The 17,647-nt window shown below is 25.3% G+C and carries 14 protein-coding genes and 1 riboswitch; of the genes, 10 read left to right on the forward strand and 4 right to left on the reverse strand.

Features of this window, described 5'->3' with window-relative positions; all coding sequences use genetic code 11:
* Positions 1–22 precede the first annotated feature (22 nt).
* Complete coding sequence (locus tag ACZ5EC_RS02350) at positions 23–1,324, forward strand: adenylosuccinate synthase (protein ID WP_464303359.1); 1,302 nt, start codon at positions 23–25, stop codon at positions 1,322–1,324.
* Between the two features lie 51 nt (positions 1,325–1,375).
* Positions 1,376–2,650 (forward strand): lysine 2,3-aminomutase, encoded by a 1,275-nt coding sequence (kamA, locus tag ACZ5EC_RS02355; RefSeq protein ID WP_464303360.1) that lies wholly within the window; start codon positions 1,376–1,378, stop codon positions 2,648–2,650.
* A gap of 396 nt (positions 2,651–3,046) precedes the next feature.
* Here the strand turns inward: kamA and ACZ5EC_RS02360 are convergent, their stop codons facing one another.
* Complete coding sequence (locus ACZ5EC_RS02360) at positions 3,047–4,282, reverse strand: dicarboxylate/amino acid:cation symporter (RefSeq protein ID WP_464303361.1); 1,236 nt, start codon at positions 4,280–4,282, stop codon at positions 3,047–3,049.
* Between the two features lie 169 nt (positions 4,283–4,451).
* Between ACZ5EC_RS02360 and ACZ5EC_RS02365 the strand changes: the two genes are divergently transcribed.
* The 6 genes from ACZ5EC_RS02365 (at position 4,452) to ACZ5EC_RS02390 (ending at position 9,293) form a co-directional block, all read left to right on the forward strand.
* Complete coding sequence (locus tag ACZ5EC_RS02365) at positions 4,452–5,558, forward strand: DUF362 domain-containing protein (protein WP_464303362.1); 1,107 nt, start codon at positions 4,452–4,454, stop codon at positions 5,556–5,558.
* Between the two features lie 408 nt (positions 5,559–5,966).
* Entirely contained in the window at positions 5,967–6,653 is a 687-nt protein-coding gene (locus tag ACZ5EC_RS02370) for a nucleotide-binding protein (protein WP_464304148.1), read from the forward strand.
* Positions 6,653–6,892 carry a 4Fe-4S dicluster domain-containing protein gene (locus tag ACZ5EC_RS02375; protein ID WP_464303363.1) on the forward strand — a complete coding sequence of 80 codons (240 nt, stop codon included), beginning with the start codon at positions 6,653–6,655 and terminating at the stop codon, positions 6,890–6,892. Before ACZ5EC_RS02370 ends, ACZ5EC_RS02375 begins: the two co-directional genes overlap by 1 nt.
* A 10-nt stretch (positions 6,893–6,902) precedes the next feature.
* Positions 6,903–7,976, forward strand: a complete 1,074-nt coding sequence (locus ACZ5EC_RS02380; RefSeq protein WP_464303364.1) for a 3-methyl-2-oxobutanoate dehydrogenase subunit VorB — start codon at positions 6,903–6,905, stop codon at positions 7,974–7,976.
* 31 nt (positions 7,977–8,007) lie between these two features.
* On the forward strand, positions 8,008–8,760 hold the full coding sequence (locus ACZ5EC_RS02385; protein WP_464303365.1) for a thiamine pyrophosphate-dependent enzyme: 753 nt from the start codon (positions 8,008–8,010) through the stop codon (positions 8,758–8,760).
* Positions 8,760–9,293 (forward strand): 2-oxoacid:acceptor oxidoreductase family protein, encoded by a 534-nt coding sequence (locus ACZ5EC_RS02390; RefSeq protein ID WP_464303366.1) that lies wholly within the window; start codon positions 8,760–8,762, stop codon positions 9,291–9,293. Before ACZ5EC_RS02385 ends, ACZ5EC_RS02390 begins: the two co-directional genes overlap by 1 nt.
* A 74-nt stretch (positions 9,294–9,367) precedes the next feature.
* On the opposite strand, the gene ACZ5EC_RS02395 is transcribed toward ACZ5EC_RS02390, so the two are convergent.
* Positions 9,368–10,138: a hypothetical protein gene (locus ACZ5EC_RS02395; RefSeq protein WP_464303367.1), complete on the reverse strand. Its 771-nt coding sequence runs from the start codon at positions 10,136–10,138 to the stop codon at positions 9,368–9,370.
* A 37-nt stretch (positions 10,139–10,175) separates the two neighbouring features.
* A complete protein-coding gene (locus tag ACZ5EC_RS02400) occupies positions 10,176–10,844 on the reverse strand; it encodes a Type 1 glutamine amidotransferase-like domain-containing protein (RefSeq protein WP_464303368.1) in 669 nt (222 codons plus the stop codon).
* Between the two features lie 425 nt (positions 10,845–11,269).
* A riboswitch (FMN riboswitch) is annotated at positions 11,270–11,390 on the forward strand.
* Positions 11,391–11,546: 156 nt separating this feature from the next.
* Here ACZ5EC_RS02400 and ACZ5EC_RS02405 point away from each other — a divergent pair.
* Positions 11,547–13,178 (forward strand): ATP-binding cassette domain-containing protein, encoded by a 1,632-nt coding sequence (locus ACZ5EC_RS02405; RefSeq protein WP_464303369.1) that lies wholly within the window; start codon positions 11,547–11,549, stop codon positions 13,176–13,178.
* 76 nt (positions 13,179–13,254) lie between these two features.
* Complete coding sequence (locus ACZ5EC_RS02410) at positions 13,255–14,259, forward strand: ABC transporter substrate-binding protein (protein ID WP_464303370.1); 1,005 nt, start codon at positions 13,255–13,257, stop codon at positions 14,257–14,259.
* A 102-nt stretch (positions 14,260–14,361) separates the two neighbouring features.
* On the opposite strand, the gene ACZ5EC_RS02415 is transcribed toward ACZ5EC_RS02410, so the two are convergent.
* Entirely contained in the window at positions 14,362–17,094 is a 2,733-nt protein-coding gene (locus tag ACZ5EC_RS02415; RefSeq protein ID WP_464303371.1) for a helicase C-terminal domain-containing protein, read from the reverse strand.
* Between the last annotated feature and the right edge of the window lie 553 nt (positions 17,095–17,647).

Here is a 17,647-nt window from a genome sequence, read left to right on the forward strand (position 1 = left end):
AATAATTATTAAGGAAAAACCTTTGAAGCAAAATGGATATTGTGATGTATTGTTAGGTTTACAGTGGGGAGATGAAGGTAAAGCAAAAATTATTAATCTATTATCTGATAAATATGATATTATTGTACGATTTCAAGGTGGAGCTAATGCAGGACATACTGTAATTTATCAAGGGAAAAAGGTAGTTTTCCATTTAATACCTTCTTCATTATTAAATCCCAAAACTATTGGGATTATTGGTAATGGAGTTACATTTGACCCTGAGGTATTTTTTAAAGAATTAGAAGATCTTAAAAATTTGGGAGTTAATACAGAAAGTAGAATTTTTATTTCAGATAAAGCTATTTTAGTTCTTCCAATAAATAAAAAAATTGATTCAATTAAAGATAAAAAAAATAACATTGGAACTACTAAAAGAGGGATAGGTCCAACATATTCATCAAAAATTAATAGGACTGGCCTTAAATTATTTGAATTATATATTCCTGAATTTAAAAATAGAATTGATAATTATTTACAATCACTCGGTCTTAATAAGAGTGATAAAGAATATATTGAAAATATCGAATTTATTAATAGTTATAGAGATAGGTTAGAACAATATATAAAAGTTACTGAATTATATTTAAATCAGCAACTTGAAAATGGGAAGAAGATTTTATTTGAAGGTGCACAAGGGTCTGGTCTTGATATTGATTTTGGAACATACCCTTATGTAACTTCATCAAATACAATAGTTTCATCTATTATTTCAGGTGCGGGTGTTAGTTATAAATCAATAAGAAAAGTCTTTGGACTGTTTAAAGCTTATCTTACAAGAGTTGGTAATGGCCCATTTCCTACTGAATTAAATGATACCACTGGTCAATTATTAAGAGAAAAAGGTAATGAGTTTGGTGCTACTACAGGGCGTCCAAGGAGGTGTGGGTGGTTAGATTTAACGCAAGTTAATTATTATGCAAAAATTAATGGGGTAACTGATCTTATACTATCAAAAGCAGATATTTTATATGATTTTGAAAAAATTTATATTTGTATTGATTATAAAATAAAAAGTAAAGATAAATTACAAAATGTAAGTGATGATGAACTAATGATTATTGATAGATTATATAAGGAATATAATAATTTTTTCCCTGTGTCACATTTAGAATATTTTGATCCTGTTTATAAAGAATTTAAAGGATTTAGAGATTTAAATAGCGATTCATTTAAAAATTTTATAGATTACATAGAAAAATTTACTAAAATTAAAATTAGTTTAATTTCAACAGGTCCTGAAAAAAATGAATTTTTAGATAGAGGAATAATGTTTTCACATTAAGGTTATAAATAGTTTTAAGGTTATAAATAGTTTTATTCTGGAGGGAAAAAGATGATAAAAAACGAGTACTGGAAAGACATACCAGATGAAAAATGGTATGATTGGAAATGGCAGATAACAAACAGGGTAACTGATCCTTTTATATTAGGTGAAATCTTTAAATGGGATAAGAAAAAATCTGAAGAGATAAAAGGGTTTTTAAAAATTTTAAGAATGGCAATTACCCCTTATTATCTTTCTTTAATTGACCCTATTGATTATATTAATGACCCTGTTTTTTTACAGGCTGTTCCTTCTGTTCATGAAACAATGATCTCAAAATATGATATGAAAGATCCTTTACATGAGGATGTTGATTCCCCTGTGCCATTAATAACTCATAGGTACCCTGATAGAGTATTATTTCTGGTAACTGACCAATGTTCTATGTATTGTAGGCATTGTACAAGAAGAAGAATGGCTGGTCAAACAGATAGGGCTGCACCAGAACCTCTAATACAAACAGCGATAGATTATATAAAAAATCATCCTGAGGTTAGAGATGTTCTTATTTCAGGAGGTGATCCATTAACATTATCTGATAATAGGTTGGAATCTATTATTAAAAGAATAAGGGATATAAAACATGTTGAAATCATAAGGATTGGTACAAGGGTTCCTGTTGTTTTACCAATGAGAATTACAAAACAATTAACAGATATGTTAAAAAAATATCACCCATTATATATTAATACTCATTTTAATCATCCAAAAGAGATAACAGAAGAATCAAAAAAAGCTTGTGAAATGCTAGCGGATGCAGGAATACCTTTAGGAAATCAAACTGTTTTATTAAGAGGGATTAATGATAATGTGGATATTATGAAAAGATTAATGCAATTACTGTTAACAATCAGAGTTAAACCCTATTATATCTACCAATGCGATTTATCTCAGGGATTAGAACATTTCAGAACTAGAGTTTCAAAAGGGATTGAAATTATTGAAAATTTAAGAGGTCATACAACTGGAATGGCAGTTCCTACTTATGTTATTGATGCTCCAGGCGGTGGAGGAAAGATTCCTGTCATGCCAACTTATATTGTTTCTCAAGGATATAATAAAATTGTTTTGAGAAATTATGAAGGGTATTTCTCCACATATATTGAACCTGATTATGTTGAAAAGCCATTACCAAACAAAGATAAATATGTAAAAGATATTTATAAATCAACAGAAGGGATTGTTTCTTTATTAAAAGGGAAAAGAGTTTCAATAATTCCTGAAAATAATAGAAGAAGAAAAGTTTATAATGAAGGAGATATTGAAAAAGACAATGATAACTAAATGGAAAAATGAATATTTATATAATTTATTTATTTAAACAAATTGAGTTTGATAATAATTTGATAATAAAAAATATTATTATTTAAAAATAATTAATTATTAATCATTAATAATAATATGTGGAGTTGTCCTGTAACTTCAAGGACAGCCTCTTTTTTATGTTTTTAATTTATATTTCTAATTCATATTATTTTTCAATAAAAATAAAGTTGCCTCATAAGTTTTGAGACAACTTTTTTTATTTTAATTATTTTGTTTAATAAGTTTTACTATGCTTATTCATATTTTTATTTTTTTATATCTTCATATTTTCATTTATTACATTCTTATATTTCTTATATTTTTATAATATTGTATTTATACTATTTATTAATTAACAATAATTAATAAAAAAAACTATATTTGATCATGATGAGGTTTAATTTCTGCTTTATTAAAAAATTTATCAGATATTAAAAAATTTATTGTCAGAATTGAAGTAGTAGTAATAAAAGCAGATAACCTTTTAAAAATAAAAAAACCTAAAAAGATAAGAGCATATGCTTCAAGTGGAATAATTTCCGCTTTTGAAAGTAGATATAATAAAATAGGTATTTCGGGATTAACAAAGCCATCTTTTATAAAGAAAGCTAGTAATAAGTATAATAAAATAATAATTAATTCTATAGGAGAAAAAGGAATGTTAAATATCTGATATAAAAAGAAAAATGATAATGTTGTAAAAATTGCTATTCCATCAATATTAAATATTACTCCAAGTGAAGAAAGAGAAGATGAATATTCTTTAGGTATTCCAAGATTTTTATTAGAATGGAAATAAATTGAAGGGTAATTTGCAATAGTGGAACCAGTTCCTAGGGCTGTTAATTGAGCACCAGATATTGATTTAAAAAAAATAGCTGGATTCTTTTTATTAATAATTCCAATTATGAAAGTTGGTAATAAATAACTTTGAATTATTAGTGCAAAAACAAAAATAATTAAATATTTAATCAAATAAATAAAGTTTGCAGTAAATCTTAATTGAACAAATAGTTTTGCAGCAATAAAAAACATAAAATAGGTAAAAATCTCTACAAAGTAAAGAGAAATATATTCAAGAATTTCTTCAACAGATTGAGCAAATGAATAGAAGATTTGACCACGTTTGACAGCATAAACTATTGTAAGGCCAATAAACATAGCAATTAAAAAAGTAGGAAACAACCTGGCTATATTTCCAGATATTACATTATTAAAAGATGAAGGAAAAAAATTTAATAAAGAATCATAAATATTTGGTATGTTTTTTAAGGTATCAAGATTTACAGTAGTATTAAAAACTTTTAATCCAATACCAGGTTTTAAAATATATCCTAAAATAAACGATTGGATAATTGCAAATATTCCGAATCCAAATGTAATAAGGGAAAAAAAAGGAAAAATTTTAAAAGCATGTTGGCTATCTTTTAATTTATAAAATCCAACAATTATTGTAAAAAACAGTAATGGTTTTGTAATAAAAATTAAAGCTTTTATTGAAAATGATTCTAAAAAATTAAAAATTGTTTGCAGTACTTCTATCCGGGGAAGTAGAAATCCAACTAATATTCCTAAAGCAATTGCAGCAAGAGATTTAATCCATATTTTCAAAACTTCCCTCCTTTTTTTTAGAAATTAAACAATAAAATTTTACTAAATCAAGTTATTTAAAATATTTTTGATTATTTAAAATAACAAGATATATTTAGATATATTTAAATATATTTAGAAAGCCATTAAGAAAAATTTGAAAATTATAATAATATTTCAGGAGTAGCATGTGGATGCAATTTTTTTTAAAAATCTTGAGTATGATAAAAATTTATTATTAAAAAAATTAAATGAAGGATTTAAATTAATTGGGGGATTTGAAAAATTTTTTAAAAAAGGGGAAAAAATTTTATTAAAACCTAATTTATTAGCTCCAGATCCACCAGAAAAAGCAACAACTACACATCCAGTTTTTTTTGAAGCTGTAGCTGAATATTTCAAAAAAAAAGGTTGTATAGTTTATGCTGGTGATTCTCCTTCAATTTCAAAATCTATACAATCTGCTAAAGTTGCAGGAATTTTAGATGTATGTAATAGATTAGGGATAGAATTTTTAAGATTTGAAGAAGGGATAAAAGTCAAAAATCCAGAAGGAAGATTTGTAAAATCATTTTTAATTGCTAAAGATCTTAATAAAATTGATAAAATTGTAAATCTACCAAAGTTAAAAAATCATGCTTTAACTGTTTTTACTGGTAGTTTAAAAAATATTTTCGGTTTAATTCCTGGTAAGGAGAAAGCATTGTGGCATGCAAGAAAGCCTGATGCTTCCATGTTTTCTAATATGATTATTGACCTTAATAAACTTATAAAACCTTATTTTTCAATTATGGATGGGATTTTAGCCCAGGAAGGAAATGGTCCTAGAGGTGGACACCCTATACATTTAGGATATATGATTATGTCAGAGAATTCCTTTTTAGTAGATTTAATTGCTGTAACAACAGTTGGATATAATTCATATAATGTACATATTATAAGAGAATATGCAGCAAGAGAGCATATGCCACTTGATATTACTAAATATAATATTTATGGAGATGAAATTGAGGTAAATAATAAATTTCAAAAAATAACAGTTTATAAACAGAATATGTTCAATCTCACATTTTTAACAAATATTATTAATAAAATATTTTCACCTGTTCCAGTTGTTATCAAGGATAAATGTAAAAAATGTGGAATTTGTTTTGAATCATGTCCTTCACAACCTAAAACAATTTCATGGAAAAAGGGTGAATACCCTGAATTTAATTATAAAAATTGTATTAGATGCTTTTGTTGTCAGGAAAATTGCCCTTATGAAGCAATTGTTATTAAAAGGCAAATATTTTAAGTTTATATTATTTTAATTCAATATTAAGTGAATATTTTGTTTAATATAGCCTTCTTTTTATGCATTAAGGTTTTAAAATAATTTTAGTATAACCCATAGTTAAAGGTTTTATTATTTTTAAGATAAAATGGGAATAAATGTTTTTTATTATTTTATTTTAATGAGCTCATTTTTTTAACAGTTTTTTTTACTTTTTTCTTAATTTAAATATAAAATTTTTTTAAAATTTCCTTTACAAAAAAATTATATTTCATATATTTTAATTGGGAAAAACTAATAATATTAAGTAAGCTCTTTTGTAATTTTTTATAAATAGTTTAAATTCCTATTTATATTAGGTTTTCCTCTAATATAATAATTTAAGGGAGGACCGCTATTTCAATTCTAGATGATTCAAGAATTCGCATAATCACAGGTGCATATGGAGTCGGAAAGACTGAATTTGCTGTAAATTATGCAATTAAACTTTCACAAAAAGGTAAAAAAGTTAAATTGGTTGATCTTGATGTTGTTAATCCATATTTTACTTCAAGAGGTATTCAGGAATTTCTTAATAAATATGATATAGAAGTTCTTGGACCTACTGCAAAAAATACTGCACATGATGTTCCTGCTTTACCTGCAAAAATTTACACTATATTTGATAATCCAGAAGTGGAAGCAATAATAGATCTAGGGGGAGATATCCCTGGAGCCAGGATTTTAGGAACATATAACCCTTATCTTAAAGAATCTGGCTATGACCTTTTTTATATTGTAAATGCTAATAGACCATATACATTAGATATGGAAGGGATTTTAGAATATTACGAAAAGATGGAAATTGCTTCCAAATTGAAAATTAATAAAATTGTTAATGCTACACATCTTATTTACCAGACTTCTAGTAAAGATATTGAGTTGGGATACAAATTATGTAAAGAACTTTCTGAAATTAAAAAAGTACCTATTGCATATAATGTTGTATGGAATGAAGTATTAGATGAAGTTAAGTCTTTAAATCTGGAAGGAGAAATCTTTCCAATTGATATCACTTTAAGGCCTGAATGGCTAGATAATCGAGCCAACAATAAAAATCAAAAATGGAGGATATGATGGCAAAACCAAAAGGAAAAGTTACTTTTGATGTTGAAAGATGTAAAGGGTGTGAACTTTGTACAACTGTTTGTCCTGTTAATATTGTTATTATGGATAAACAGAATTTGAACTCAAAAGGTTATCATCCAGCTACTGTATCAGATATGGATAAATGTATTGCCTGTGGTTTTTGTGCAATGATTTGTCCTGATTCTGTAATTACTGTTGAAAAAATTATTCCAGAAAAGGTTAATTAAGGAGGTTATGATGGGAAAAAAGATATTAATGAAAGGAAATGAAGCAGTTGCAGAAGCTGCTATTAGAGCTGGATGTAAATTTTTCTTCGGATACCCTATAACCCCTCAGAATGAAATTCCTGAATATATGTCAAGGGAATTACCAAAAAGAGGCGGTGTTTTCTTACAGGCAGAAGCTGAATTTGCTGCTATTAATATGGTTTATGGTGCTGCAGGATCTGGTGCAAGAGTAATGACTTCCTCTTCTTCTCCAGGTATTGCATTGAAAGCAGAAGGTATTTCATATATTGCTGGTGCTCAATTACCATGTGTTATAGTTGACATGGTAAGAGGAGGTCCTGGTCTTGGAAATATTGCTCCAGCACAATCTGATTATTTTCAGGTTACAAAAGGTATGGCTCATGGAGATTTTAAACTTATAGTTTTAGCTCCAGCTTCTATTCAGGAAGCAGTTGATCTTATGTATGATGCATTTGATTTAGCTGATCTTTATAGAAATCCTGTACTTGTTCTTGGTGATGGTATGATAGGTCAGATGATGGAACCAGTTGAGTTCAAAGATAGACCTAAAAAAGATTTACCACCTAAAGATTGGGCTACAACAGGTTTAAGAAATTCACCTAATGGAAAAAGAAGAATTATTAATTCTTTAGCAATTAAAGAAGAAGATCTTGAAAAATTAAATCTTGAATTAGCTGCTAAATACAAAAAAGCTGAAGAAAAAGAAACAAGATGGGAAGAATACAAATTAGATGATGCTGAACTTGTATTTGTTTCTTATGGTACAATGTCAAGAGTAGTTAAAAAAGCTATCTCAATGCTGGAAAGAGAAGGAATCAAAACAGGTTTAATAAGACCTATAACTTTATGGCCATATCCAAAGAAAGTTATTAATGAAAAAGCTAAAGATCCTAAAGTAAAAGCTTTTATGTCTGTTGAGATGAGTCTTGGTCAAATGGTTGAAGATGTTCAATTATCAGTTAATGGTTTAAAACCTGTACATTTCTATGGTAGAACAGCTGGAGTTATTCCAACTCCATATGAAATTATTGATAAAGTTAAAGAAGTTTTAGGGAAAAAATAAAAAATGTTTCCTTTAAATTAAGGAGGTTTAAATGATAGTTTATACAAAATCAAAAGGATTAACAGATACAGAATTAACATATTGTCCGGGTTGTACCCATGGTATAGCTCACAAACTTGTAGCGGAAACTCTTGTAGAGTTAAATGTATTAGATAGAACTATTGGTGTAGCCCCTGTAGGTTGTTCAGTATTTGCTTATGAATTTTTTAATTGTGATATGCATGAAGCTGCTCATGGTAGAGCTCCTGCTGTAGCAACTGGTATTAAAAGAGTTAATGGGCCTGACACTGTTGTTTTTACATATCAGGGTGATGGTGACTTAGCTTCAATTGGAACTGGTGATATTGTTCACGCTGCGCATAGAGGTGAAAAAATTACAGTAATATTTATTAATAATGCTGTTTATGGTATGACAGGTGGTCAAATGGCACCTACAACTTTAGTTGGACAAAAAACTACTACTTCTCCTTATGGTAGAGACCCTAACCACTGTGGTGCTCCATATAGAGTTTCTGAAATGTTAGCAACAATTCCTGGTGCTGCTTTTATTGAAAGAGTTACATTAATAGATATTCCAAATATTAGAAAAGCTAAAGCTGCCATTAAGAAAGCTTTTCAAACTCAAATTGATGGATTAGGTTTTTCTATGGTTGAAATTCTATCTACCTGTCCAACAAACTGGGGTATGACTCCTGTTCAAGCATTACAATGGGTTAAAGATAATATGATTCCATATTATCCTTTAGGAAATTTTAAAGACCCTTATAAAAAAGGAGGCGAATAATGCATGAAGAAATAATTATTGCAGGTTTCGGTGGACAGGGAGTATTACTTTTAGGTAAATTATTATCTGAAGCAGGTATGGAAGAAGGGAAAAATGTTTCCTGGCTTCCATCTTATGGCCCTGAAATGAGAGGTGGTACTGCTAATGTTAATATTATAATTTCTGATGACCCTGTAGGTTCACCAATTGTTGTTGAATCAACAATGGTAGTTGCTATGAATAGACCTTCTCTTGAAAAATTTGAATCAACTTTAGTTAAAGATGGTAAACTCTTTTTAAATTCATCTATTATTGATATTGAACCAAAGAAAAAAGATGTAAAAGTTTATAAAGTTCCTGCTAATGATATTGCAAATGAGCTTGGTAACATTAAGGTTGCCAATATGGTAATGGCTGGAGCTATTATTAAAGCAACAAATTGTGTTTCAATGGAAACATTTAAAAATGTTATAAAAGAAGTATTAACAGGGAAAAAAGCAAAACTTGTAGATATTAACTTAAAAGCATTAGATGCAGGATATAATGCAATATAATGATTAAAAGCCACCCTTTTTCAAGGGTGGTTTTTTTATGCTTTTAAAAACTTTTTTGATAAAATCAGAATATGTTATTTTTTTTGTGTGCTATCTTTTTTTATCTTTAATTCTTTATATGCAAAAATTAAAAGTGCAATAAAAGATAGAATAAATCTTATAATGAAATAAAGTGCAAATACATTTTTACCGAATGGTATTAAGATACACCACCATAATGGAACTTCTGATAATAGATATACTGATAATAAAGCTAATGGATTCTTTTTAATGGAGTAAGAGTATGCAAATACTAGTCCGAAAAATATTATGTCTTCAATATTCCATAAACCAGTAAGGAATGGCTGATTGTAATTTAAGGCAAAAAGTATCGTTGCAGATAATATACTTACAAGTCTATTGCTTTTACCAAACAACTCGTATGAGACAGCATGGTAGAAATAGGCTACCATTACACCACTAATTAACCAGAATAATATTGCGTATAGGGGAAGAAAATAGTTCCATGTATCAACAAATCCAGGTTTTTCTATTAAATAAAATCTTCTCATACCAAGGATAAACATAGCAAAGACTGAGTAGGTATAAAGAGGTACCATCAGGATTAGTATGTGTATTAAACTTTCTGAATAAGATGCTAATGGCTTGATTTTACCAAAAGGATTTCCATAGAAAAGTCTTGCAATCAAATACATTACCAAAAAACCTGATAATAGTATAATTAATCTCATGATTAATCCAGGTTTTGGAATAATGTTTCTGTAAACAAATCCTATAGAATATAATATTAAAGTGAAAGTTATCAGATATCCAAATGCATTAATATCTGATTTTTGAACAATCATTCTTATATCCTTTATTTTTTCAGCAATGACTTAAATTTTATCTAACCGTTGTAATATCTCCATTTTGTATTTTTATTACTTCACCAAAAAATTGTATATCCTCACCATTAACAATTATTCCATCACCATCTTTGCATGCATAGATAATTGAATTACTTGTCCTGGAATATTCTTTTAATTTTTTAGTAATTTCAACATTATTAATATCAAAATGAGGATAAAATTCAAAATTAATTAACCCAAGAGCTGAAAAATCTTTTAAACCAACTAAATTCTGTTCATCAGCCATATCATCTGCAACTGACGATATGGCAATGGTTTTGGACATTATAATACTGCCTGCAGAGACACCAATCAGAATACCACCTTTTTTTACATAATTTTTTAGAACTGGTAAAAAATTGCGATTTTTCATTGAATTGAGAAAGTAATATGTGTTTCCTCCAGAAAGAAAAATTGCATCACAGGAAATTAATTCAGGAATTTTTTCCTCATTGTATTCCTGGTCAATATCAAAATAGAGAAAATCATTTATACCAAATTGTTTATACCACTCAACTTTTTTATTGAAATATTTTCTTGTTAGATCAGATTTCGATGGAATATATGCAATTTTTGGTTTTTTATTTTCAAAAAAATTTAAAAAAACCTCATCAACTTGAGTTTTTCCAGGGATCTGGTCACTATGTAAAACTAATTTTTTCATAGTTTTCTCCTCTTCTTGATTGAAAAGAGTAAAGTAAAAGACAATATAAGGCATGAAACATTTTCTATTTTATTATTTCTTTATTTTATGGTTAAATATTAAACTTTATAATTGTTTCTGTCAAGTGGTTAGGGGTGATAGTGAAGATATAATCCTTAGTATAAGTAAAAAAGCAAAAGATAAAAATGAAAGTAAATCTAATGTTTTAAAATCAAATTAATCATTTTTCGTTAAACTCAAGCTTAATAAATTATAATTATTTGATATACTGATTTGTTTTTAATTTCTTCTTTTTCTGATAATTCTTTATTAAAAATATTTTTGAATAGAACATATATTGCTAATAAATGAATAAGTGTTAATTGAAACTAAATAAAAAATTATTCCTTGACAATTATTTTAAAAAAACTTAACTTTTTTAAAAGAAGTTTCTTCGAGGATGGGTGAAAATCCCTACCGGCGGTTATAGTCCGCAACCCTGACTATCAGGTGGAACTGGTGGAATTCCAGTACCGACAGTTAAAGTCTGGATGGGAGAAGAAATGTTTTCTTTATTTTTTAAAAGTCTTTTTGTTTTGTACATTTCAAAAAATTATTCTCCCAATTATTTTTCTCGAAGAAATCAATCAATTATTTTATAATAAGTTTTAGAAAAAGAAATAAATTAAAATAATTTATGATTTTATAAAAACAGGAAATTTTATGAAAGAAAAATATTTGGGAAACAACAATTTATATTCTACAATTAGTGATTTTGTAATAAAAGCTTCCAATTTATCCTTTTGCTATGAAATTGATAAACAAATTTTAAAAGATGTATCCTTTGATGTTAAAAAAAATGAATTTGTTTCATTCATAGGTCCCTCTGGTTGTGGAAAAACAACATTGCTAAATATAATTGCAGGAATTTATAAAGATTATAGAGGAAAATTAGAAGTTAATGCAAAAAATATATCCTTTGTATTTCAACATGATAGCTTACTATCCTGGAAAAACACTTTAAACAATGTAATATTTCCTCTTCAATTAAAAAATAAAAAAATTGATAAAGAAATTATTGATAGAGCTTATAAAGTTCTTGATTTAGTTGGTTTAAAAGGTTATGAAAAATATTATCCAGATGAACTTTCTGGTGGAATGAAAAAAAGAGTTGAAATTGCAAGAGCTTTAATTACAAATCCTGAACTGGTTATTTTAGATGAACCATTTTCACAGGTTGATGTAATTACAAGGGAAAAATTAAATCTTTTAACAAAAAAAATAAAAATAGAAAAAAATGTTACATTTGTTCTTGTAACACATTCAATAGAAGAAGCATGTTTTTTATCAGATAAAATATATGTTCTTTCAGGGTCACCATCTGAAGTTATTGATATAGTCAAAATAAATGAAAATAAAGATTATAATGAAAATTATATCTTAAATAATGAACAGCTGAATATCTCAAGGAAAATCAGAAAAGAAGTTAAAAATTTATGGGTGACAAAAAATATTATAAAAAATAAAAATGATAAAACTACATCAAGACTACAAACTTTAGTTAAAAATTTTAAAGATAAACAAAAGAGAAAAAAATTATTTTATAAAAGTAATGTGAATGCTATTTTGATACCTGTTGAACTTATAATTATTTATTTTTTATTAACTATAATTAAAAAATATTTTAATGTACCTGATTATTTTTTCCCTTATCCCCATGCAATATTAAGCAGATTCTTTTTAACTTTGAAAAATGGTAGTATTTTAATACATGTTTCTACAACATTATATGAGTCATTTGTTGGTTTTGTAATAGCGTTTGTTTTTTCTATATTGTTGGGATATTTAATTGCAAAATCAAAAATACTTTCAAACCTGCTGATGCCGTATTTAATTGCTGCAAATACTATTCCTTCTGTTGCTTTAGCACCATTCCTTGTTTTATGGTTTGGATTTGGTTATACACCTAAGATAATTGTATCTGTTATTGTAATATTTTTCCCTATGTTAATTAATACAATATCTGCAATAAATATTACTTCTGAAAAATTAAAAGAGTTTTTATCATTTTATAAAACTTCTGCTATAAAAAGATTCAGCAAAATAGAATTTCCAGAATCTTTTCCAATTATTGTTAGTGGTATTAAAGTTTCTATTACTCTTTCAGTAATTGGAGCAGTAGTTGGTGAATTTATTTCTGGATCAACAGGACTTGGTTCCCTTGTTAGAATAGCAAAAGCAAATTTTGATATTGAACTTATGTTTGTAGGATTAATCTGGTTAATTATATTGGGCTTAACTTATTATAGCCTTGTTAGTTTAATAGAAATTTTAGTAAGAAGAAGAAAATCATAAAATAATTAAAGGTAAAAGAAAAAATAAGCAAAAGTATAAGAATAAATAATAAAACAAAAAAATCAGGAGAAGATTTATGAAAAATGTAAAATTTAACTTCAAAACTATGTTTATTTTACTGCTAATTATTGCAATTTTATTTTTAGTTCCTGTTTCAAATGTTTATAGTCAGGATAAAACTAATAATAAAAATGGATTGAAAATTTTAAAACTTGCTATTGGTTATATTCCACATATCCAGTTTGCACCTTTATATGTGGGCATTGAAAAAGGTTTTTACAAGGATGAGGGAATAGATCTTAAAATTCAATATGGTTTTGGCATTGATATATTTTCATTATTGCTTTCTAAAAAAATTGATATTGGTCTTTCAGATTCAGATCAATTAATTGTTGCTGGTGATAAAGGGATGAAATTAAAAGCAATTTTTCAATATTATCAAAAATATCCTGTATCAATAGTTTCCAGAAAAGATGTTATTCCAACTTTAAATGATTTAAAAGGGAAAAAGATAGGTGTACCTGATTATTTTGGTACAACATATATTGGTTTGCTTTTGTTTTTAAATAAATATAAACTTTTAAACAAAGTTGAAATTCAAAAGATTGGATATAATCAGATTCCTGCATTATTATCAAAACAGGTTGATGCAGTTGTTTGTTTTTACAACAATGAACCAATTCAGTTGAGATTAAGAGGTGTTGATATAAATCAATGGAATGTAGCAGATTTTTCAGATATTGTTGGAGCATCTTTTATTACTTCAGACGATATTATTGGTGAAAAAATTGACCTTCTTAGAGCGTTTATTAAAGCTACAGCTAAAGCTATGTCCTATACATCCAGATATCAAGAAGAAGCTTTTCAAATCTCAAAGGCATATATTGGTGGTGTAAGCCCTTCTTCAGAAGTATTTTTAAAAGAAGTATTGAAATCTACATTAAAACTTTTTAAATCTCCAGGCAGTTATGGTTATATTGACAGAGGAAAATATCAAAAATCAATTGAAACCTTATACTATCTTAATTTGATTAAAAAAGTATACGATGTAAATAAAATAATCAAAGACGATATTTATTAATAATGTTTTATTAATTTATGATAAAAGATAATATTTGCTTATTTTGCTAATTTAGACTATTAACTTTATAAATATGTTAAAATTTAAGTATCACTTTGAAATTTATTCTTCTATATATATGTTTTTATAGTAATTTTCTATATTTTCATAAACAGGTTGTTTTGAAAAATCATTTCCTATGAAATAAATAGTTTGTTCTTCATCATTTAAATTTGCACTATTTTTACTAAAATTATTTTTCTGGTATTTTCTTCCAATTCTTCCAGATACCTGTAATATCTCATTTATAGCAGGGAAAAGAGATAATATTTCAAATGGGTTTTTATCATCTTCTTTTAAAATATAATAATGAGTAATGTATTTTTCCTCAGGAACAGCATATGGAAGGCCAACACAAAAAATAGAAGTGATTGGCATGTTAAAATTAATACCTTCAGAAAAAATAGAATTATATGGAATAAAGATATAATTTCTTTTATCATTTTTAATTTTTTTTCTAATAAATTCAGGTTTTAATGTATCTTTGTTATTTTCTTTGTAATCACTATTAATTTCAAATCTATTTTTAACTAAATTTTCAATGTTATCTTCAATACTATTTATATCACTGTAATTTTTTTCTTTATTATTGAAAATTATTTTATTTATATCTAAACCGTAAAAAAAGATACTTATTTCTGAAATAAATTTATATGAAGGTAAAAAAATTAGATAGGTACCATTATTTTGTGAATTATTAATTATAAAATCTGTTATTTTTGTATAATAATATTTTCTTTTTTTATGAGTTGTTTCAATCCCCTTTTTAATTATTACTTTTATCTCTTTTTTTTCATTTAAGGAAATTATATCAATTTCATTTTCATCAGCAATCTCAAAGATTTGATTTTTAGGGCTCAAGGTTGCGGAAACTCCAATGATAGTTTTAGCTGATTTAGTTAGATAGTTAAAAAGGTTTTTTAATTTTTTATATGTTATAACTTTATTAAGATTTGTGTATGTTGCACTTTTAAATTCAAATTTTGATAATAAGGTTATTGTTTCAATTTTTCTTAATAATGGAAGTATATTCTTTTTATAAATGTTAATAAGATTATCATCCACAAAGTTTGTAAAAAAATAAAATGCTTTATTTAAAGAATCTGTCAGGGTTTCAAAATCAATATTGAAATTTTCTTCATCAAAACTATTGTATTCAGCATCAAAAGTGAAGAAATTATTTTTAAAAAGAGTATTTAATAAATTTTGAGGAAAATCAGGAAAGTAGGAATAAATTGATGATATTGTTTTTTCAATCTCCTTTTGATTTAATTTAATTGTAAAAAAATCTTTAACTCTTTTTAAAAAAGAATGAAATTCATCTATAACGATTATAAATCCATTGCTGGAGATTGTATTTATTGAACTTAGATTATTATAAAAGAGAAAGTTATAATCAGCAATAATCAAATCATAGTATTTATAATAAAAATTTGTATAAGGTACAATACAGAAATTTGAGTTTGCATTCAAATTTAAAAAATTATTGTTATTTCCATAATGGCTATTTATTGTATTTGAGTTATTATTAAAATTGCCTTCATCATTTGGATTATTATTTATTAATTTATTAAATTCAAAAATATCAATATTAGAAATATCATTTTGAAAATATTTACATTGTGAATGAATACAGTAGGGTAGATGGAGTAGACAAGTTGATTCTATGCTTTGAATTATTAAACAGTTTAAATTGTATTTTCTACCTTCTTTATAAATTTGTTGCTTTTGAATATTTTTTGAAGTTAAATAAATTATTTTTGGAACATTGCTTCCATATTTTTTTAATATTGAGTATAAAGTTATTGTTGTTTTTCCTATTCCAAATGGTGCTTCAATAAACTGATACTTATTTTTATTATTTATTAGATTTTTTAAAATATAAGTTTGAATTTTATTTTTTTTTGAATATGCAAATTTTAACTTTTTATAAAATTTTGTTTGTTCAAATTCTTTTATTTTATATAAAAATGATATTCTTTTCTTTAAATAAGGTAAAATTTTTCTATAATCAGGCTTATATATTATAGAAATCATTTTATTTATTGTTGGGTCAAAAAGTATTAATTCAAGTTTGTATATTTTTTTATATTTATTTATTTTATGAAAAATGTACCCATAAAGAAAAAGTTGAAATTTAAAATTTATTAGAAAATCATTATTTTTTAAATTAAAACCATTTTCTTTTTTTAATAAATAAGTTTCAAGTATTTTTACATAGTCAATTGTGTAATTATTATTATTATTATTACTGTTATTATTATTATTGTTATTTTTATTATAACTACTAATATCTATTTCAATATGTTTCTTTTCAAGGATGGTTTTTGTTTTAAGTTTGTTAACTAAATTTATTTCATTTTTTAAAACAAGATAATTAAAAAATTTTCTTAAATTTATGGTTTTCAGTTCAATAATTTTTCTATTTTTATGGTCAATACAATCTATTTTTCCACTAATCTGGATATTTGAATATAGATTATTGTTATTTTGTTGATTTAAGCTTTCAATATTATTTGAATCAATATTAATACTATTAATATTATTATTTAAATTAAATGATTTAAAAATAGAATCATGTTTTGAGATTTTAAAATTTAATTTTATATTTTTTTCAATTTCAAGTTCATCAATTTTTATATCATTTGCTTTTATATAATAATCTTTGAAAAAATTTTTATGAGATTCTATTCCTGTAAGAGAACCTTCTGAAGAAATCTCATATTTATTTTTTGAAATTTGAGATAATTCTGTAACAGAAAATGTAAATATCTGGTTTAAATTGTTTTCTTTCATAAATTTTTATAAAATTATAAATTTTATTAATTTATTGTAGTTTATATTAGTTTATAAACATTAATAATTTTTCCTTTTGATTATGTCAATAAAAATATATAAATTAGTTATAATTCTAGCATTATAACTAATTTCACTTATATAATCTTTTTTATTTTGATAAATTTGTTATATATATTAACTTTTCAATATTTTTTTAACAAAATTGTTATTTATATTATCTATACAATTTTTTTTTACTAAATATATTTTTTCTATTAGTTGTATAATATATTTCTTTTTATAAATTAGTTATCTGGATTATCTGTAAAGTTTTTTACTTTTTATTAATTTTTTTTAGTAAGTTTAATTTAAATTATTTTTTAATCTCTATCTAATTTAAACAATATTTAATATAATATATTTCTCATTAATTTATCCAATATTTAGATGTAATAACATAATTTTATTTTGTTAAAATTATTTTTAAATAAAAATATATTCCTTACAAAAAAAATCAATTACATGTCTTCATATTAACAATTCTTGATTTTTTTTTAATTAACAGTATTCT

This window comes from Exilispira thermophila (genome assembly GCF_055389015.1).

Bases quoted from the DNA above. Each gene is read 5' to 3' on its own strand.
- kamA (WP_464303360.1), top strand. From the start codon at position 1,376: ATGATAAAAAACGAGTACTGGAAAGACATACCAGATGAAAAATGGTAT.
- ACZ5EC_RS02375 (WP_464303363.1), top strand. From the start codon at position 6,653: ATGGCAAAACCAAAAGGAAAAGTTACTTTTGATGTTGAAAGATGTAAA.
- ACZ5EC_RS02380 (WP_464303364.1), top strand. From the start codon at position 6,903: ATGGGAAAAAAGATATTAATGAAAGGAAATGAAGCAGTTGCAGAAGCT.
- ACZ5EC_RS02385 (WP_464303365.1), top strand. From the start codon at position 8,008: ATGATAGTTTATACAAAATCAAAAGGATTAACAGATACAGAATTAACA.
- ACZ5EC_RS02390 (WP_464303366.1), top strand. From the start codon at position 8,760: ATGCATGAAGAAATAATTATTGCAGGTTTCGGTGGACAGGGAGTATTA.
- ACZ5EC_RS02395 (WP_464303367.1), bottom strand. From the start codon at position 10,138: ATGATTGTTCAAAAATCAGATATTAATGCATTTGGATATCTGATAACT.
- ACZ5EC_RS02400 (WP_464303368.1), bottom strand. From the start codon at position 10,844: ATGAAAAAATTAGTTTTACATAGTGACCAGATCCCTGGAAAAACTCAA.
- ACZ5EC_RS02405 (WP_464303369.1), top strand. From the start codon at position 11,547: ATGAAAGAAAAATATTTGGGAAACAACAATTTATATTCTACAATTAGT.
- ACZ5EC_RS02410 (WP_464303370.1), top strand. From the start codon at position 13,255: ATGAAAAATGTAAAATTTAACTTCAAAACTATGTTTATTTTACTGCTA.
- ACZ5EC_RS02415 (WP_464303371.1), bottom strand. From the start codon at position 17,094: ATGAAAGAAAACAATTTAAACCAGATATTTACATTTTCTGTTACAGAA.